Raw genomic sequence first — 18,653 nt, 5'->3', positions numbered from 1 at the left:
AAACTGTCAGTCTGGCATCTAGTAATTCTTTTTGACAGTGATTTCCCGCCCATTCCCAGAATTGTACGAATCATGGTTTCTAGTGATAACCTTCTTTTACGAGTAAAGGCCTGTTCATCTTGTTTGACGAACTCAACTTTTTGACCAAGGATACTCTGAATACTCTTATTCAAGTGGGATTTAATCTGTTTTATCATGGGAAATACCTCCTTAACTATAGTTTATCACATAAAAAAGAAACCCAAATACAGAATTGTATTTGAATTTCTTAACTTAATGACATTGCTTTCATCCCTCTCTTCTTTGATTCATTTAGTTAATCTTATTTTTCAGTCAAGGCTGCAAGTCCTGGAAGAACTTTACCTTCAAGAAGCTCCATTGAAGCTCCACCACCGCGTCACAAATACCTCCACTAACACAAAAAGGTGACATAGCCACCTTTTTGTTAACGTTTCAGTTTTGTTCCTTTTTCTACAAAATCAGGATTTTGTAGAGACTAATGGGCTGAAATTATTTTTCTGTAAGTGCAGCCAAACCTGGCAATACTTTACCTTCGAGAAGTTCCATTGATGCACCTCCGCCCGTACTAATCCATGAGAACTTATCTGCACGGCCAAGGTTAATCGCTGCGGCAGCCGAGTCACCACCACCGATGATTGATTTAACACCTGGTTGTTTCACGATAGCATCCATCACACCGATTGTACCAGCTTGGAAGTCTGGGTTTTCAAATACACCCATAGGTCCGTTCCATACAACTGTTTTGGCACCAGTCAAAGCTTCGTCAAATTTAGCGATAGATTTTGGACCGATGTCAAGACCAAGGAAGCCTTCAGAAACTGCTTCACCTTCAGTGTCACGCACTTCAGTGTAACCAGCAAATGCGTTAGCTTCTTTTGAGTCAACTGGCAAGATCAATTTACCGTTTGCTTTTTCAAGAAGAGCTTTGGCAACATCCAATTTGTCTTCTTCTACAAGTGAGTTACCGATTTCGATACCTTGAGCCTTGTAGAATGTGTAAGTCATACCACCACCGATAAGGACTTTATCAGCTTTTTCAAGCAAGTTTTCGATAACACCGATTTTGTCTGAAACTTTTGAACCACCAAGGATTGCTACAAATGGACGTTCTGGAGTTTCAACTGCTTCTTGGATGTAAGCAATTTCGTTTTCAAGAAGGAAACCAGCAACTGCTTTTTCAACGTTTGCTGAGATACCAACGTTAGATGCGTGTGCACGGTGAGCTGTACCGAATGCATCGTTTACGAAGATACCATCTCCAAGTGATGCCCAGTATTTACCAAGTTCAGGATCGTTTTTAGATTCTTTTTTGCCGTCAACATCTTCGTAACGAGTGTTTTCAACCAAAAGAACTTGTCCATCTTCAAGAGCGTTGATTGCTGCTTCCAATTCAGCACCACGAGTTACACCTGGGAAAACAACATCTTGACCAAGTTTTGCTGCCAAGTCTGCTGCTACAGGAGCAAGTGATTTACCAGCTTTATCAGCTTCTTCTTTCACACGTCCAAGGTGAGAGAAAAGAATTGCACGTCCACCTTGTTCGATGATGTACTTAATAGTTGGAAGAGCTGCTGTGATACGGTTGTCGTTAGTGATTACGCCATCTTTCAATGGTACGTTGAAGTCAACACGAACGAGGACTTTTTTACCTTTCAAGTCAACGTCTTTAACAGTAAGTTTTGCCATGTTACAAAAACCCCTTTATTTATTTTATTCGAAACTATTATATCACACTTTGGAAATATAAGGAAAGATTTCACAAGATTTTTCGATATTTAATCTTTGTGACATGATAGAGTATATTATTTTTACTTTTTCTCACGAATTTTCTTTCTAAAATTTCATCTAAAGACTTGTTAGATTTACTTTTATCCTTTAAAATAGAATAGGAGAAATTCCGTTATTATTTTTCGGAGGAAAAAGAAATGTCCATTAATTGGCAGGAAATTTTATTTCACTTTTTAGGTGGTCTGGGACTATTCTTATATAGTATCAAGACCATGGGAGACGGTTTGCAACAAGCTGCTGGAGATCGCCTTCGTTTTTACATTGACAAGTACACCAGCAATCCCTTTTTAGGTGTTCTAGTCGGGATTGTCGTAACTGCCCTGATTCAGTCAAGTACAGGGGTTACAGTTATCACGGTTGGACTGGTCAGCGCTAGTCTTCTCACTCTTAGACAGGCTATCGGAATTATCATGGGAGCCAACATCGGAACCACAGTTACTTCCTTTATCATCGGTTTCAAGCTTGGTGAGTATGCTTTACCCCTGATTTTCCTTGGAACCATGTTCCTCTTCTTTACCAAAAATAGAACAGCAAACAATATCGGGCGCATCCTGTTTGGTGTAGGAGGAATCTTCTACGCCCTCAACCTCATCAGTGCCGGTATGAGCCCTCTTAAAGATTTACCGCAATTCAAGGAATATATGGTAACCTTGGGACAAAATCCTATTTTAGGAGTTTTTGCTGGTGCAGTGATTACCGTTCTCATCCAAGCTTCTTCTGCGACAATCGGGATTTTGCAGGGTCTCTATGCAGGTGGATTCCTTGACCTTAATGGTTCTCTACCAGTTCTATTCGGGGATAATATCGGAACAACCCTAACCGTTATCATCGCGGCAGCAGGAGCCAATGTCTCTGCGAAACGCGTTGCTGCAACCCACGTTACCTTTAACGTTTTAGGAACTATTCTTTGCTTAATCTTCTTAGGCCCCTTCACTGCTATGATTGAGTACTTCCAAGCACTCCTTCACCTATCACCTGAGATGACTATTGCCTTCTCTCACGGTGCCTTTAACGTAAGTAATACCATCGTACAATTTCCATTCATCGGAGCTTTGGCTTTCTTTGTAACCAAGCTCATCCCTGGTGAAGATGAAGTTGTGAAGTACGAGCCACTTTATCTTGATGAGCATTTGATTAAACAAGCTCCATCAATCGCTCTCGGAAATGCCAAGAAAGAACTCCTTCACTTGGGAAATTATGCTTCTAAAGCCTTTGACCTTTCTTATAACTATATCATTGACCTTAATGAAAAGGTTGCTGAAAAAGGACACAAGACAGAAGAAGCCATCAATACCATTGATGAAAAATTGACTCGTTACCTGATTACTCTTTCAAGCGAGGCCCTTAGCCAGAAAGAAAGTGAAGTACTGACCAACATCCTTGATTCATCCCGTGATTTGGAACGGATTGGGGACCACGCAGAAGCTCTTCTCAACCTGACTGACTATCTTCAACGTAAAAATGTTGAGTTCTCTGAAGCTGCTTTGCAGGAATTGGCTGATATCTATCAAAAAACCACTGGCTTTATCAAGGATGCCCTTGATAGCGTGGAAAATAATGATATCGAAAAAGCTCAAAGTCTGATTGAACGCCATAAAGAAATCAACAATATAGAGCGTATTCTCAGAAAAACCCATATCAAACGCCTTAACAAGGGCGAGTGTTCAACACAAGCTGGGGTCAACTTTATCGACATCATTTCCCACTACACTCGAGTGTCTGACCATGCTATGAATCTAGCTGAAAAGGTCATCGCTGAACAAATCTAATACTCTTCGAAAATCTCTTCAAACCACGTCAACGTCGTCTTGCCGTACTCAAGTACAGCCTGCGGCTAGTTTCCTAGTTTGCTCTTTGATTTTCATTGAGTATAAGTACCAAGAAGCTATCCTGAATAGGATGGCTTTTTTCTTCTCCTTAGCAATAGTTGCTTTTCCACCATATAGAAAAATGCTTTGATTCACAATGGAATCAAAGCATTTTAAAGAGCTCCCCATACATAATTGCAGAAGCCGCAGTTCCTCTGTACTTTGCTTCTTCTCTTTTGATAAAGCGAGCCAAGTTGAGCAACTCAGGTGCTGGATGTTTGGGATTTAGGAGCAATTCATGATTGACCAGGCCTGAGAGACGAACTGCCAGCAATTGCTCATTTGTAGTAGGCAGTTTTTTAGCAGTCTCTAGGAGAGCAGCAACTAAATCTTCACTCAAATCATGTCGAGCATGATTGTAAAGATCTTTTATAAGGCTTTCTAGGTTTGGTTCTACCATCCCTACCACCTCCCTTATGTTTAATAATTTTTAATCAAATCAACCGTTGAACGATCCAATTTCTTCACCAAGGCTTGTAAAAAAGCTTGCGCTTCTAGGAAGTCATCCATCGCATAGAGTGTTTGGTGAGAGTGGATATAACGAGCGCAGACACCTATAGTTGTAGAAGGAACACCTCCATTTTTCAGATGAGCTGCACCTGCATCCGTTCCGCCTTTTCCACAGTAGTATTGGTACTTGATACCCGCTTCTTCAGCCGTTGTCAAAAGGAAATCCTTCATTCCTGGGAGAAGCAAGTGTCCTGGATCATAGAAACGAATCAAGGTTCCATCTCCAATCTTGCCTTGACCACCGTAGACATCACCTGCTGGTGAACAGTCAACTGCGAGGAAGACTTCTGGATCAAACTTAGTTGTAGAAGTATGAGCACCACGAAGACCAACCTCTTCTTGGACGTTAGAGCCAAGATAGAGTTCATTTTCGAGTTTTTGACCTGACAGAGCTTCCGCCAACTCGCTCACCATAAGAACACCGTAGCGGTTGTCCCAAGCTTTTGAGATGATATTTTTTTCATTTGCTGTCAAGATTGCAGAACTATCTGGTACGATGGTATCACCAGGACGGATACCAAAGCTTTCTGCCTCAACCTTGTCCGCAAAACCACCATCAAAAATAATATCTGAAATAGCTGGCATGGTTGGTCCACCTGTTCCACGTGTCAAATGTGGAGGGACAGAGCCTGAGATCACAGGGATTTCACGACCATCACGAGTCAAGAGTTTGAAACGTTGGCTGCTGACTACCATGGGGTTCCACCCACCGATTTCTACGACACGGAAGGTACCATCTGGCTTGATCTCGCTGACCATAAAACCAACTTCATCCATGTGAGAAGCGACCAAGACACGCGGTGCATCTGCAGCTTCTGAATGTTTAATTCCGAAAATACCACCCAAGCCATCTGTCACCACTTCATCCACGTGCGGTGTCAACTTTTCACGAAGATAAGCACGGACAGGCGCTTCATGACCTGAGATCGCAGCAAGTTCTGTTACTTCTTTGATTTTTGAAAATAATGTTGTCATTTCAGTTCCTTCTTTCTTTCATCCATTTTACCACTTTTTATAGGAGAAGGGTAGTGGGAAGGTGGATTTCTAAATTAGTATCATATTCTTGCTGTATCTTAGAAAAAGATTGTATTCCCTTACATGTGAGGTGAAATCTAAGAACTATTCCAAGATTAATTCAACTCTTAATTTCCAAACAAAAAACAATTCAATACTATATCTGTTCAGTTTTTTCGTAAAAATTACAGAAAATAATTGACTTTCCTTTCTTCTTTCTTTAAAATAGTACAAAAATAGGAAAAGGAAAAAATCATGACCAAAACAATTCTTGTTACAGGTGGAGCTGGCTACATTGGCTCCCATACCGTTAAAGCTCTTTTAAATGCTGGTTACCAGGTGCATGTCCTAGATAATCTCTCTACAGGAAATCGTTCGGCTGTGGATAGTCGTGCTAGCTTTAAACAACTGGATGTTTATGATGCTAGTGCTTTAAAAACTTACTTGGAAGAAAACAAGGTTGACGCTGTTCTACATTGTGCAGGTGAAATTGTTGTGAGCGAAAGTATTGAAAATCCAAGTAAATACTTCACTGCCAATGTTGCTGGTATGAACCAAGTTCTCAAAGTCTTATCTGAAGTTGGCATTCAAAAAATCATGTTCTCTTCGACTGCTTCTCTCTATGGTAATAACTGTATTGACAAGCCAGCAACTGAAGATACCCTGCTCAACCCTGTCAACCCTTATGCAGAGACAAAACTGATGGGCGAACGAATGATTTACTGGATGGCTAATCGCTACGATTGGAAATATGTTATTTTCCGTTACTTTAATGTTGCTGGGGCTGAAATGGATGCTTCAAACGGTCTGCGAGTGAAAAATCCAACTCACATCATTCCTAACATCAACAAGACTGCATTGGGACAAAATGATAGCCTCAAAATATTTGGAGATGACTACGATACACGTGACGGTTCATGTATTCGGGATTACATTCATGTCTTAGACCTTGCACAAGCCCACGTCAAAGGGATGAATTACCTCTTTCAAGAAGACAGTTCTTCTCAAATCTTTAACTTAGGAACTGAAAAAGGCTATACCGTCAAAGAAATCTTTAAAACTGCTGAAGAATTACTGAATCAAAAAATACCACACGAAATTGTTGCTCGCCGTGCTGGTGACCCAGCCAGTGTCCTAGCAGATGCTTCAAAAGCTAAAAAACACCTTGATTGGAAGGCTAGTTACTCTCTTGAAGATATTATTTTATCGGATTATCATTGGCGTGTTAAAGAAGGTAAAAACATTTTGGAATAGGATAACAAAGGAGAAAGTCTTGTTACTCTCTCCTTGTTTTATTCATTAAATTGTCAGAAAATTTATTGACAGATTAAAAAAATAGTGTTACATTTATATCTGAAGGTATCTTTCGATACCAAATCTACATGAAAGGACTGGGTATGAAACTTTCTCATTATTTAATTGGCTTACTTCTACTCCTAGTCTTTCTCTCCATTAGCATTGGAACCAGTGATTTTTCATGGGAAAAGCTCTTTGCTTTCGACCAGCAGACCTGGCTTCTCTTTCAAGAATCACGTCTCCCAAGAACCATCAGCATTCTCCTGACTGCATCTAGCATGAGTATGGCAGGACTTCTCATGCAGACTATTACCCAAAATCAGTTTGCTGCACCGAGTACAGTTGGGACTACTGAAGCCGCCAAACTAGGAATGGTATTGAGCCTCTTTGTCTTTCCATCGGCTAGTCTGACCCAAAAGATGGTCTTTGCTTTTGTTTCATCCATCTTATTTACCCTCTTCTTCCTAGCCTTTATGACCATTTTTACTGTAAAGGAAAGGTGGATGTTACCTCTAATTGGGATTATTTATAGTGGGATTATCGGTTCTGTGACAGAAGTTATCGCCTATCGGTTCAATCTGGTTCAGAGTATGACTGCTTGGACCCAGGGGTCCTTCTCCATGATTCAGACCCATCAGTATGAGTGGCTCTTCTTAGGCCTCATTATCCTGATTGCCGTTTGGAAATTGTCCCAAACCTTTACCATCATGAATCTGGGCAAGGAAACCAGTGAGAGTCTGGGGATTTCCTACTCCCTGCTTGAAAAACTGGCCCTCTTTCTGGTCGCGCTAACGACAAGTGTCACCATGATTACCGTGGGTGGCTTGCCATTTCTCGGGGTCATTGTTCCCAATCTGGTTCGCAAGCGCTACGGAGATAATCTAAGCCAGACCAAACTCATCGTCACTCTGGTTGGTGCCAATCTGGTTCTGGCCTGTGATATCCTATCCCGAGTTCTGATTCGGCCCTATGAGCTATCTGTCAGTCTCCTGCTAGGAATCATCGGTAGCATCATCTTTATCCTACTTCTATGGAGAGGGGGACGAAAAGATGCAGTTTAAAAGCAAACATACCAAGCTCTTCTGGATTCTCATTATTCTTGCCATCGGAGCTTGTCTCCTCTATTTTTGGCCCATCACCCACCTGTCTGCCTTTGCTTGGAAGTTGCGTTCCCAAAAAATCGTCGTTTATCTCTTGGTAGCTATCGCGACTGGGATTTCAACCATTAGTTTTCAAACCCTAACAGAAAATCGCTTCCTAACACCTAGTATTTTAGGAATCCAATCCTTCTACGTCCTACTGCAAACTCTACTACTGGTTTTTGAAAGCAAGCTTCTTCAGCTTGGTAAGTCCCCTATCTTAGAATTCCTAGTTTTACTTCTGCTTCAATCCCTCTTCTTTCTCGCCTTACAAGGCTACTTGAAGACACTGATGAAGCAAGACCTGGTCTTCATTCTGCTGGTCTGTCTAGCCCTCGGAAGTCTCTTTCGAAATATCAGTACCTTCCTTCAGGTCCTGATGGATCCAAATGAATACGATAAACTGCAAAACAGTCTCTTTGCTTCCTTTCAACATCTCAACACTTCCATCCTAGCCATCGGTTCTTTGATCATCCTCGCTTTGACCATCTTTTTCTTTCGAAAAGCAGTCATTCTGGATGTCTTGCACCTGCAAAGAGAAACGGCTCAGATACTGGGACTCGATGTTGAAAAAGAACAGAGAGAGCTCCTCTGGGGTATCGTGCTTTTGACCTCAACGGCCACTGCCTTGGTAGGGCCTATGGCCTTCTTCGGTTTTATGCTGGCCAACCTCACCTACCTGATTGTCAAAGATTATCGGCACAAGTTACTCTTTATCGTAGCCATTCTGATTGGATTTATTAGTTTGACTTTGGGACAAGCCCTGATTGAACGAGTCTTTGCACTGGAAATTCGCATCAGCATGATCATTGAGAGTGTGGGTGGTCTCTTATTCTTTATCTTACTCTACAGGAGGGCGCGTCGGTGAAACTGGAAAACATTGACAAATCCATTCAAAAACAGGATATTTTGCAAGGCATTTCCCTTGAAGTCAGTCCTCAGAAACTGACAGCCTTTATTGGTCCAAATGGTGCTGGAAAATCGACTCTCCTCTCCATCATGAGCAGACTGACCAAGAAGGATCATGGAATCCTCAGTATCAAAGGCCGTGAAATCGAGAGTTGGAATTCGCAAGAACTGGCCCAAGAACTGACTATCCTAAAGCAGAAAATCAATTACCAAGCTAAATTGACTGTTGAAGAACTGGTCAGCTTTGGACGTTTTCCCTACAGTAGAGGACGTCTGAGAGCAGAAGACTGGGAAAAAATCCGAGAAACTCTAAACTATCTGGAACTGACTAACTTAAAGGATCGCTACATCGATAGCCTATCTGGAGGACAACTCCAACGTGTCTTTATCGCCATGGTACTGGCCCAGGATACAGACTTTATCTTGCTAGATGAACCACTAAATAATCTCGATATCAAGCAAAGCGTCAGCATGATGCAGATTCTTCGGCGACTGGTGGAGGAACTAGGGAAGACCATTATTATCGTCCTCCACGATATTAACATGGCCAGCCAGTATGCGGATGAAATTGTCGCCTTCAAGGACGGTCAAGTCTTTAGCAAGGGAACGACAGTTCAAATCATGCAGGCTGACCTGCTCAGTCAACTTTATGAAATTCCCATCACACTGGCTGATATCAATGGCAAAAAGATCTGTATCTATAGCTAGTAACATAGAAACTCGAGTTAGAGAACCCTCAGTCTCTTAGCTAACAAACCTGTCTAAGAGACTCCCTACATCGTTATCACATTTTAAAAAGGAGAAATCATGAAAACATCCCTTAAACTTTATTTCACTGCCCTAGTGGCCAGCTTCTTACTCTTACTTGGTGCATGTAGTACCAACTCAAGCACTAGTCAGTCGGAAACAAGCAACTCTGCTCCAACAGAGATAACCATTAAAAGTTCATTAGACGAAGTCAAACTTTCAAAAGTTCCTGAAAAGATTGTGACCTTTGACCTTGGTGCTGCGGATACTATTCGTGCTCTAGGATTTGAAAAAAATATCGTTGGAATGCCTACAAAAACAGTACCAACCTATCTCAAAGACCTAGCTGGAAAAGTTAAAAATGTTGGTTCTATGAAAGAACCTGATTTAGAAGCTATCGCCGCCCTTGAGCCTGATTTGATTATTGCTTCCATACGTACACAAAAATTCGTAGACAAATTCAAAGAAATCGCCCCAACCGTTCTCTTCCAAGCAAGCAAAGACGACTACTGGACTTCTACCAAGGCTAATATCGAATCCTTAGCAAGCGCCTTTGGTGAAACTGGTACACAGAAAGCCAAGGAAGAATTAGTCAAGCTAGACAAGAGCATCCAAGAAGTAGCTACTAAAAATGGAAGCTCTGACAAAAAATCCCTTGCCATCCTCCTCAATGAAGGAAAAATGGCTGCCTTTGGTGCCCAATCTCGTTTTTCTTTCTTGTATCAAACCTTGAAATTTAAGCCAACTGATACTCAATTTGAAGATTCTCGCCACGGACAAGAAGTCAGCTTTGAAAGTGTCAAAGAAATCAATCCTGACATCCTCTTTGTTATCAACCGTACCCTTGCCATCGGTGGTGACAACTCAAGCAACGATGGCGTCCTAGAAAATGCCCTTATCGCTGAAACTCCTGCCGCTAAAAATGGTAAGATTATCCAACTAACACCAGACCTCTGGTATCTAAGCGGAGGCGGTCTTGAATCAACTAAACTCATGATTGAAGACGCACAAAAAGCCTTGAAATAAGCCGCTTCAAACTCAATTTAATACTCAATGAAAATCAAAGCGCAAACTAGGAAGTTAGCCGCAGGCTTCTCAAAACACTGTTTTGAGGTTGCAGATGGAAGCTGACGCGGTTTGAAGAGATTTTCGAAGAGTATAAAATTTTGACATTCTAAAACGCATCCTATCAAGTTTACTCAAACCTGATAGGATGCGTTTTTATCATTTTGAAACCTTTTGCCCAGACTCATTCCCCTTCTTGATTTCGTTGGAGGGAAAAATGGTCTGGGACGGGGTCCTTGCCTGTTTTCGACCAGGGATGGCAACGTAGAATCCGAGCCAATCCCATCAAAACACCCTTGAAGCCATGTTTTTCAATAGTCTCAATCATATAGTTTGAGCAGGTAGGCTCAAAACGACAAGAGGGTGGAAAGGCTGGTGAGATAAAACGTTGGTAAAAGCGCACAGGTGCTATTAAAATTCGTTTCATTATTTCTTAGTTACAGCCATGGTATGTAGTTGGCTGATTTCTTTTTTGTTAAGACGACGGGATTCTCCTGGACGGAGTCCTGTCAAGTCTAGATGTCCAAAACGGGTTCGTGACAACTTGTCCACTTGGAGACCGACAGCTTCAAACATCTTTTTAACCTGGTGGTTACGCCCTTCATGGATGGTCAACTGCACCACAGAGCGGTTTTTAACCGGGTCCACTTTGAGAATCTCATAGACAGCCGGCTTGGTTTTCTTGCCATCAATCTCAAGTCCACGGGTCAAGGGGCGGAGATTATCCTTATTGGCCACACCTTTAACACGCGCAACATAAACCTTGTCAATCTCATTACGAGGGTGAATCATCTCATCTGTAAAATCCCCGTCATTGGTCAAAATCAAGACTCCTGATGTATCCCAGTCCAAACGACCTACAGGGTAGATGCGCTCCTTCACGTTGGGCAAGAGATCGACAACCGTCTTGCGGCCCTTGTCATCTGTCACACTGGAAATGACACCGCGTGGTTTGTTAAGCAGATAGTAGACTTTTTCTTCGTTGTAGATTGGTTGGCCTTCAACTTCGACCTTGTCGCCTGACTTGATAGTGGTTGCTAGTTCACGTACCACTTGGCCGTTAACCGTCACCAAACCTTGCTTGATCAACTCTTCTGCTTTTCTCCTACTGGCCACACCTGCGTGGGCAATATACTTATTGATTCTCATCTTCTTCTATCCTTTCACCAAATAATTGGCTTTCTTGGGCTTGAATCTCAAGCTCATCAATCACTGGTAATTCTTCTAAATGGTTTATCCCCATGTAATCTAGGAAATAATCCGTAGTCACATAGAGGTTGGGGCGTCCCAACACTTCTTTTTTCCCGTCTTCTCGTATCAAGTCAAAGGCCTGCAACTTTGCCAAGGCCCCACTCGAGTTGACTCCACGGATGGCATCAATCTCTATCCGTGTGATGGGCTGTTTGTAGGCAATGATGGACAAGGTCTCAAGTGCAGCCCGAGATAAACTCTGGTTGATAGGTGCCTTAGAGTATTCCTTCAAAATCTCTGCAAATTGAGGTTTGGTCACCAATCTGTAAGCACCCCCTGTCTCAATCAGAGCCAAACTGGAATCTGGGTCCTTTTCATACTTCTGGGCTAATTTTTCTAAACTCTGTTGGATGCCTGTCGGTGGCAGAGAGAGGAGTTCAGCTAACTGGCGGACTCTAATCCCATCTTCACCCGCTACAAACAAGAGCGCTTCTATTTTTGCTAAAGTACTCATCTTTCCTCTCTATCAAGTCTAGCTTTGGGCCACTTGACTTTCTTCCTTCTTTTCCATGAGATAAATATCTCCGAAACTTTCCTCTTGCACAAGAATTAGCTCCTGGGTTTTGATTAACTCTAGGGTTGCCAAAAAGAGGGTGATGACCTCTTGGACATTCTGGGCTTCCTTGAACAAATCCTGCAAGCGCAACTGATCTCGTCCAGTCAAGGACTCTTTTACGATGACCATCATGTCCTCAATCTTATACTCATCCCGCAAGATAGTCGTGTGGTTCTGTGCAAACTCCTCTTTTTTCTTGGCTAGGATATTTGAAAAAGCCAAAAAGAGGTCAATGGTCGTCTTGTCATGCACAAGCTCCGCATCTTCGTAAATCAACTCTGTCGGCGCTTTGGAATAATACTGGGCCCGATCTTGGTGCTTGGCTTCCAAGTGTTCACCCAAGAGCTTGAACTTGCGGTATTCTTCGATTTGAGAGAGAAGATCCTGCTCCAGGTCATCCTCCAAGTCTGTCACTTCTGCCACCTTTGGAAGAAGTTTGCGACTCTTGATCAGCATGAGCTGACTGGCCATAACCATGTACTCACCCGTCACTTCCAGACGCATGGCATGCAGAGTTGAGACATAAGCTAGATACTGTTCGATGACTTCCGTAATGGGCACATCGTAGATATCCATCTGATACTTAGAAACAAGGTGCAGGAGCAAGTCCAGGGGTCCTTCAAAATCTTTTAATTTAATATCCATTATCTATATTTTTCTAAGGTCAGGACTGTTTTTAATCCTAATTTTTTTGCAATTTCGTACAAATCGACCTTGTTTTCTATTTGTCTTAGAATGAACTGTTCCCGCAAGGCTTGAGCGGATAAGGTTGAGAAACCTTTCTCCTTGACAAAGGACTCTAGCTGACGAAAGGCCCATTGACGAGAATAGGCTTTCCCTCCCCTTTCAAAGAGATAGATCTGGCCCATCAAGGGTTCCAATTCTGACAGCAAGGTCGCAGGAATGGTGACAATCCTCTGTTGGGAAGCCTTTTTGATTCGCAACACCTGAAAATCCAGATTGATATCCGCAACCTTGAGGGCTAAAATCTCACTCGGCAAGAGCCCTATTTCCAAGATAAGTAGAGCCAGTAAGCGTCCTTCTGGATAATTACTTTCCTGCCAAAAAGAGTCTAAGTCTAGAATCTCTGGTTTTTCAGTCTTCTTTTCAGCTTGCTTGGCTAATTCCAAACGATAAAAGCTGTCCACTTCTCCTTTTTGATAGAGAAAGTAGAGAAATTGATTACAGGCCGAAATCTTCCGCCTCTGGGCACTGATTTTTAGATTGGCTAGCTGGGCTTGGTAAATCTTGAGACTGGTCTCAGAAATCCGCTCGCCCATAATGTCTAAAAATTGCTCCAGATCATACTTATAGGACTGCTTGGAATTGGCAGACAAGCCCTGCTTTTCCTCTAAAAAGGCTGAAATCCTATCTCTCATTTGCATCGAATCTCATAGTCCTTACTAAAATCATGCAAGAGAGCATTGACAGCCTTGAGGATAGACTTGCGCGTGATAATCCCTTGGAAAATACCCTCTGCATCCACAACTGGCAAGAAGGACTCATCTACCAACTTGTGCAAGACCTCTGTAATGGTAAAATCAGGCGAAACGACCGCTACGTCTGTTTTGGTCATGTGGACAATGTCCGTATCCGCCATGATTTCTGAGCTCAAGTCATGCTCCATCTGATAAGCCATAATATCTCTAAGCCCGATCGTCCCAACAAAGTGTTTTTCATCTGTCACAACGGGAACACGGGTGTAGGTCATCTGACTGAGCAAGAGGGTCGCATGATCCGCATTGTGGGTATCAATCAACACAGCTAGATTTTCAGCAGGAGTCAAAAAAGTTCCCTCTTGGCCTAGCAAGAAATTCTCAAACTCCTTGGCAATCATCGGCTAAACTCCTTGGACAAGCCTGGATACACCTCGTGGTCTCGTGTCAAAAAGTCCACTTTGAAGTAACTATCATCAATCTCCACGCGAGCATAGAGACATTCTCTGATGGTACCTCGTGGTTGGCTGATGGAACCTGGATTTAGAAAGAGAGTTTTGCCCTCCATCCAAGCGCTTGGCACATGCAAGTGACCATAAAGGCAGATATCGGCTTCTTCTTCCTGAGCCCAGTAGTCCAACTTTTGAAAGTTGAAATTGATGTCAAACAAGTGACCATGGGTCTGAATGATTTTAGTTGGTCCCAACTGAGTCACCAAACGTTCTGGGTAGCCGGCGTAGAAGTCCATGTTCCCTTTAACAACACGGATGCCTTCCCAAAGGGGAGAATCAGGACGCAGTTCAGAATCGCCGTTATGAAAAACGGCATCAACTTTGCCTACATAGCGATCACGGATTTCTTCCACAATCAAGCTATCGCCATGAGAATCGCTCATTACAATGATGGTTTGCTTTGCCATGATGGAAACACCTCCAAAAGTTTCTTAACAGCTAAGGCACGGTGAGATTGACTATTTTTTTCTTCAAGGGTTAACTCAGCTGATGATTTACCAGTCTCTCCCACAAGGAAGAGGGGATCATAGCCAAAGCCATTTTCACCCTTAGCTTCAAAGTTAATGTAGCCAGGCCAGTCAGCCTCAACAACCAAGCTTTCCTTGTTTGGGCTGGCTACGACTAGGGTTGTATGGAATTGAGCCGAGCGGTCCTTAAGTTCAAAGACCATAGCCAATTCGTGCAAAAGTTTAGCATTGTTTTCACGGTCAGTAGCTCCCACACCTGCGAAACGAGCTGACCAGACACCTGGCAAGCCACCTAGGACATCGACTTTGAGTCCAGAATCATCTGCCAGAACCATCTTGCCTGTTAACTGTGAAATGGTTTCTGCCTTGAGGCGGGCATTTTCTTCAAAGGTCATACCTGTTTCTGCTACTTCAGGCAGATCAGGATAGTCATTGAGATTTTCCACATCGTATCCTAACTTGTCAAAGATAGCTCGAAATTCCTTGGTCTTGCCCTCGTTACGAGTCGCAATCAACAAGGTTTCTCTTACCTTGTTTGTCTCAAAGAAATCATGAACATTGACCCCTTCTTTAGGCAATTCTACATACAAGAGTTGTCCATTTTCAACCAAGAGCAGGGCTCCCTGACGTTGAATGACTTCCAAATTTCGTCCCATTTCTTGGTTGAGGATATCTACCACAAAGGACAATAAACGGTAGCGAGAACCATAGCGCAAAACAGCAACCGAAATAGGAAAACCTCGTTCCTCGTCTCGAAAAATCTTGGCCAATCCAACCAGAGGGAAATCCAAGTCTTCATCAGTCAACGTCCGGACGCCACCAAAAATACTATAGGACCCGACATACCAGTCCTGGTCATCCTTGTATTCATAAATTTTATTTGTCATAATTCTACATGCTCCACATGAATTTCTTTTTCCAGCCATTCTTCACCTATTTGGGCAAAACTTTGGCTACTAGCTGTTGTGTAAAAACGGTGTTGGAGTGGTCCAGCATCGCGACCACGATTGATTTCAAAATAGTTGAGTAAGACTGAAATGTCCCTTACGCACTCTGCCCCACTATCAATGAGCTGAACCTTTGGCCCCATGACATTTTGAATAATGGGTCTGAGGAGTGGATAATGAGTACAACCCAAAATCAGGCTATCCACCTTTCCAACCAAAGGACGCAGGGTTTCATAGACCACTTTCTTGGTGACACTGGTTGACAGGGCCCCTGACTCCACCAAAGGAGCAAACTTGGGACAGGCCAAACTCTCCACCTGTAAATCTGGATCCAGATCATGGATTTTCTGACGGTAAATGTCTGATTGTACCGTCATGGGCGTTCCAATGACCCCGATTTTCCCACCTTGGCTGGACTTGATAGCTGCCGAAGCTCCTGGTAAAATTACACCCAAGACAGGAATGTCTAGTTGAGCCTTGATTTCTTCCCAGACGACCGCAGTAGCAGTATTACAAGCAATGACAATCATTTTGACATCCTTGGTCAAGAGAAAGTTGACCAGCTGCCAAGTATATTCACGAATTTGCTCAGCAGGTCGGGGACCATAGGGTGCCCGCGCCGAATCTCCAATATAGACGATTTCTTCATGGGGAAGCTGGCGCATGAGCTCCCGCACAACGGTCAAGCCCCCGACACCCGAATCCAAAAAACCAATTGGTCGATTATCCATACAGTCTTCTTTCTAGTCTTTTTTCTGATTGATAGTTCATTATGATTACCGTTCCTTATGAACTAAATAATGACAGCCTAATCAACAACTATCTCTCTTAATCATAATCAAATATCAATAGAATGCAAGGAAAAAGTCTCATCCCTAAACCCTTAGCCAACATAGTGAGAAGTCTGGAACTTTCATTCCAGACTTTTCCTTATTTATTATTTATTTTTTCTTTTTATTGTTAGCAAGGGCTGCCTTTTGTTGGCGGATGATTTGGTGGTAAACTTGTTGTACCTTTGCTTCGCTTGGTTTTTGTCCATTTGCACTCAAAAGAGTACGAACTGCTTCAGCATTTAAACGTGGGTTGTCAGCGAATTCTTTTTCGATTTGCTTACGAACCAAGTACATTCCTCCCAGAGCTCCTCCTAGAAAAGCTAGCACAATCAATACAATTGCTAATAGTAAATCCATCATTTTTCTCCTGTTTCTTTTTGAGTCCCTTTCATTATACCATAAACTAGCCACCCTGACTAGTTTGTTCTACACTTTCAGGGATGGAATAGACAGCAAAAAGAACCCTACTTTTCTGAAAAAGAAGGGAACTTTTTTAGATTACAGAGTCAGTTAAGATAAGATGTCTCCCAAGCCTTAAGAGCAATACCCCATCAGCTTCTGTGTATTTCTTACTAACTGCTCCTTAAAAGCAAAACTGAAATTATAACTTTTCCAAAAACACTCTTAATCTCTTGTGGAATAATCCCACGCTATAGTTTTGCTCGTGCCTCAATCGGTGTATCATAATAACGTTTGTCTTTATCCAATGTAGCAATTTCTACCATTCTTCATCATCAAAACTATCATAATCTGGATATTGTTCTGGCGGTGTTCCGACCTCACGTACGAGATAAGCTCCTTCGTCCTCTGCCTCGATTTCTCTCAGCACTTGGCATTCGAAACGCCATTCATCACCGAAGTCAAAAATAAACTTAAATTTTTGTTTGACACTTAGGATATCCAGATAGACATTTTCCGTGTAACGTTCTTCAACATCGTCACTAACAAAGCTAAGAAAGTAAGAATCTGCATGACTCCACGCAACATTATCCATGAAAAATGCATGAGCATGATCGTTTGCAAATTCAAAACTCCATAAAATAACATCTGCTAGTTCCGCTAACGTTTTTGTTTTTGGAATCTGTATATGTCGGTAGCAACCTTTTCTAAATTTGACAGAAATAACCCAAGCTTCTACAGACGCTGGCTTTTCAGCCTCTATTTCTTTTTTTACTAATTTTAAGTGTACCATCATACCTCCAATAGCGAATCGATAGGATTGCTCTTAGGAAACATTCCCTCTCAGTCATTTTAACATAAGTTTGTCTAACTGTGGTATTTGAAACTAGATAATGCTTCTGTTTTACAAGAAACACTCTAATAAAGGCAAAGTGTTCTTGTTTTTTAAGTCGTATAAATTGTCGAAGCTGTCGCAATAGTGTGTCACTGATTGGCTGTTATGGCTGCGAAGTCCTTGTCTGCGTATTACGAGGGCAAGGCTCATTATTTTTCAACTTGTCTCGGAATAACAATAAACAAAAGCCTTACTATGACTGATAAGTCCACTCCTGCTAGAAAAATTGTCAGGGACAAGATGAGCCCTAATATTTTAATGCCAATATCCCATTGCATCCAACGTTTTCGTTCTTGACTTAGCGCATGCATCTGAGCTACGTCATTCACTTCGTCCAAGGTACGATAATATCATAATACCGAAAAGGTTATGAGTAATACTCAATGAAAATCAAAGAGCAAACTAGGAAGCTAGGAAGCTAGCGCAGGTTGCTCAAAACACTGTTTTGAGGTGACAGATAGAGCTGACAATTTGTCCATTTTGGTAGGCTGCTGGTAGCTCGATTTCTACTTCTGTAGCATAAAAGTTATTGAGCACTAGTAACTTTTGATCCTCAAACTGGCGTTCAAAAGCATAGACTTGCTGACTGTCTTCAAAGGCGGATTGGTAACTTCCTTCTGAAATGATTGGCATTTCCTTACGCAGTCGAATCAAGTCTTGATAGAAGGTGAAAATCGGACCTTGGATTTCATTTTCTACGTTAATATCTTTATAGGATTTACCAACTTTCAACCATGGAGTGCCTGTTGAAAATCCTGCATTTTCCGAAGTATCCCACTGCATGGGAATGCGTGAATTATCACGTGACTTAGCCTGAATGAGCTTGAAAGCTTCTTGCTGATTTTTTCCTTCTTCTAACAGCATTTGATAGGCATTGAGCGATTCGACATCACATAATCATCCATGGAATCATAGTCAGGGTCAACCATTCCGATTTCCTCACCCATGTAGATATAAGGTGTCCCACGAGAATTTCGATTTGTCGATTTTGCAAAACGTA

General features: G+C 42.2%; 20 protein-coding genes and 2 pseudogenes. 6 read left to right on the top strand and 16 right to left on the bottom strand.

From position 1 onward, the window contains the following. Together SK629_RS01925 and SK629_RS01920 are read right to left on the bottom strand one after the other, a co-directional pair. Window positions 1–197 (bottom strand): annotated as a pseudogene (locus SK629_RS01925) (hypothetical protein); the annotation flags it as partial. A gap of 313 nt (window positions 198–510) precedes the next feature. After that, the gene (locus tag SK629_RS01920) at window positions 511–1,707 is read right to left on the bottom strand and encodes a phosphoglycerate kinase (protein ID WP_001096743.1); all 1,197 of its coding nucleotides are present in this window, start codon (window positions 1,705–1,707) and stop codon (window positions 511–513) included. Window positions 1,708–1,946: 239 nt separating this feature from the next. On the opposite strand from SK629_RS01920, the gene SK629_RS01915 reads away from it, so the two are divergent. After that, window positions 1,947–3,578, top strand: a complete 1,632-nt coding sequence (locus tag SK629_RS01915) for a Na/Pi cotransporter family protein (RefSeq protein ID WP_042900341.1) — start codon at window positions 1,947–1,949, stop codon at window positions 3,576–3,578. A gap of 202 nt (window positions 3,579–3,780) precedes the next feature. Here the strand turns inward: SK629_RS01915 and SK629_RS01910 are convergent, their stop codons facing one another. Together SK629_RS01910 and pepA are read right to left on the bottom strand one after the other, a co-directional pair. Then, window positions 3,781–4,077, bottom strand: a complete 297-nt coding sequence (locus SK629_RS01910; RefSeq protein ID WP_042900340.1) for an enterocin immunity protein — start codon at window positions 4,075–4,077, stop codon at window positions 3,781–3,783. Window positions 4,078–4,097: 20 nt separating this feature from the next. Then, the gene (gene pepA, locus SK629_RS01905) at window positions 4,098–5,162 is read right to left on the bottom strand and encodes a glutamyl aminopeptidase (RefSeq protein ID WP_042900339.1); all 1,065 of its coding nucleotides are present in this window, start codon (window positions 5,160–5,162) and stop codon (window positions 4,098–4,100) included. A 294-nt stretch (window positions 5,163–5,456) separates the two neighbouring features. Between pepA and galE the strand changes: the two genes are divergently transcribed. The 5 genes from galE (at window position 5,457) to SK629_RS01880 (ending at window position 10,318) form a co-directional block, all read left to right on the top strand. Beyond that, entirely contained in the window at window positions 5,457–6,455 is a 999-nt protein-coding gene (gene galE, locus SK629_RS01900; RefSeq protein WP_042900338.1) for a UDP-glucose 4-epimerase GalE, read from the top strand. A gap of 143 nt (window positions 6,456–6,598) precedes the next feature. Next, entirely contained in the window at window positions 6,599–7,558 is a 960-nt protein-coding gene (locus SK629_RS01895) for an ABC transporter permease (RefSeq protein WP_042900337.1), read from the top strand. Further along, on the top strand, window positions 7,548–8,504 hold the full coding sequence (locus SK629_RS01890; RefSeq protein WP_042900335.1) for an iron chelate uptake ABC transporter family permease subunit: 957 nt from the start codon (window positions 7,548–7,550) through the stop codon (window positions 8,502–8,504). The genes SK629_RS01895 and SK629_RS01890 overlap by 11 nt, the downstream gene beginning before the upstream one ends. Then, window positions 8,501–9,253, top strand: coding sequence for an ABC transporter ATP-binding protein (locus SK629_RS01885; RefSeq protein WP_042900333.1), 753 nt, complete (start codon window positions 8,501–8,503; stop codon window positions 9,251–9,253). Before SK629_RS01890 ends, SK629_RS01885 begins: the two co-directional genes overlap by 4 nt. A 99-nt stretch (window positions 9,254–9,352) precedes the next feature. Next, window positions 9,353–10,318 carry a siderophore ABC transporter substrate-binding protein gene (locus SK629_RS01880; RefSeq protein WP_042900332.1) on the top strand — a complete coding sequence of 322 codons (966 nt, stop codon included), beginning with the start codon at window positions 9,353–9,355 and terminating at the stop codon, window positions 10,316–10,318. Between the two features lie 223 nt (window positions 10,319–10,541). On the opposite strand, the gene yidD is transcribed toward SK629_RS01880, so the two are convergent. From yidD to SK629_RS01820, 12 genes and pseudogenes are all read right to left on the bottom strand, one after another. Then, on the bottom strand, window positions 10,542–10,784 hold the full coding sequence (gene yidD / locus SK629_RS01875) for a membrane protein insertion efficiency factor YidD (protein ID WP_042900331.1): 243 nt from the start codon (window positions 10,782–10,784) through the stop codon (window positions 10,542–10,544). Next, the gene (locus tag SK629_RS01870) at window positions 10,784–11,506 is read right to left on the bottom strand and encodes a pseudouridine synthase (protein ID WP_001222228.1); all 723 of its coding nucleotides are present in this window, start codon (window positions 11,504–11,506) and stop codon (window positions 10,784–10,786) included. The genes yidD and SK629_RS01870 overlap by 1 nt, the downstream gene beginning before the upstream one ends. Further along, on the bottom strand, window positions 11,493–12,062 hold the full coding sequence (scpB, locus tag SK629_RS01865) for an SMC-Scp complex subunit ScpB (protein ID WP_000105303.1): 570 nt from the start codon (window positions 12,060–12,062) through the stop codon (window positions 11,493–11,495). The genes SK629_RS01870 and scpB overlap by 14 nt, the downstream gene beginning before the upstream one ends. A gap of 18 nt (window positions 12,063–12,080) precedes the next feature. After that, window positions 12,081–12,809, bottom strand: coding sequence for a segregation/condensation protein A (locus SK629_RS01860; protein WP_042900330.1), 729 nt, complete (start codon window positions 12,807–12,809; stop codon window positions 12,081–12,083). Continuing rightward, the gene (xerD, locus tag SK629_RS01855) at window positions 12,809–13,543 is read right to left on the bottom strand and encodes a site-specific tyrosine recombinase XerD (RefSeq protein WP_284697428.1); all 735 of its coding nucleotides are present in this window, start codon (window positions 13,541–13,543) and stop codon (window positions 12,809–12,811) included. Before xerD ends, SK629_RS01860 begins: the two co-directional genes overlap by 1 nt. Next, a complete protein-coding gene (gene cbpB, locus SK629_RS01850) occupies window positions 13,540–14,001 on the bottom strand; it encodes a cyclic-di-AMP-binding protein CbpB (RefSeq protein WP_042900328.1) in 462 nt (153 codons plus the stop codon). Before cbpB ends, xerD begins: the two co-directional genes overlap by 4 nt. Beyond that, on the bottom strand, window positions 13,998–14,519 hold the full coding sequence (locus tag SK629_RS01845) for a metallophosphoesterase (protein WP_042900327.1): 522 nt from the start codon (window positions 14,517–14,519) through the stop codon (window positions 13,998–14,000). Before SK629_RS01845 ends, cbpB begins: the two co-directional genes overlap by 4 nt. Then, the gene (locus tag SK629_RS01840; RefSeq protein ID WP_042900326.1) at window positions 14,495–15,466 is read right to left on the bottom strand and encodes a nucleoside-triphosphate diphosphatase; all 972 of its coding nucleotides are present in this window, start codon (window positions 15,464–15,466) and stop codon (window positions 14,495–14,497) included. The genes SK629_RS01845 and SK629_RS01840 overlap by 25 nt, the downstream gene beginning before the upstream one ends. Then, the gene (racE, locus tag SK629_RS01835) at window positions 15,463–16,257 is read right to left on the bottom strand and encodes a glutamate racemase (RefSeq protein ID WP_020901104.1); all 795 of its coding nucleotides are present in this window, start codon (window positions 16,255–16,257) and stop codon (window positions 15,463–15,465) included. The genes SK629_RS01840 and racE overlap by 4 nt, the downstream gene beginning before the upstream one ends. Before the next feature lie 210 nt (window positions 16,258–16,467). After that, complete coding sequence (locus SK629_RS01830) at window positions 16,468–16,716, bottom strand: YneF family protein (RefSeq protein ID WP_000364990.1); 249 nt, start codon at window positions 16,714–16,716, stop codon at window positions 16,468–16,470. A gap of 361 nt (window positions 16,717–17,077) precedes the next feature. Continuing rightward, the gene (locus tag SK629_RS11145; RefSeq protein WP_080710166.1) at window positions 17,078–17,551 is read right to left on the bottom strand and encodes an IS1096 element passenger TnpR family protein; all 474 of its coding nucleotides are present in this window, start codon (window positions 17,549–17,551) and stop codon (window positions 17,078–17,080) included. Between the two features lie 561 nt (window positions 17,552–18,112). Next, a pseudogene (locus SK629_RS01820) lies at window positions 18,113–18,624 on the bottom strand (alpha-glucosidase C-terminal domain-containing protein); the annotation flags it as partial. Window positions 18,625–18,653: the final 29 nt, after the last annotated feature.

Source organism: Streptococcus mitis (assembly GCF_000722695.1).
In the GTDB taxonomy this organism is placed as follows: Bacteria; Bacillota; Bacilli; order Lactobacillales; family Streptococcaceae; genus Streptococcus; species Streptococcus mitis_O.
This window is presented reverse-complemented; position numbering and strand designations above follow the sequence as displayed.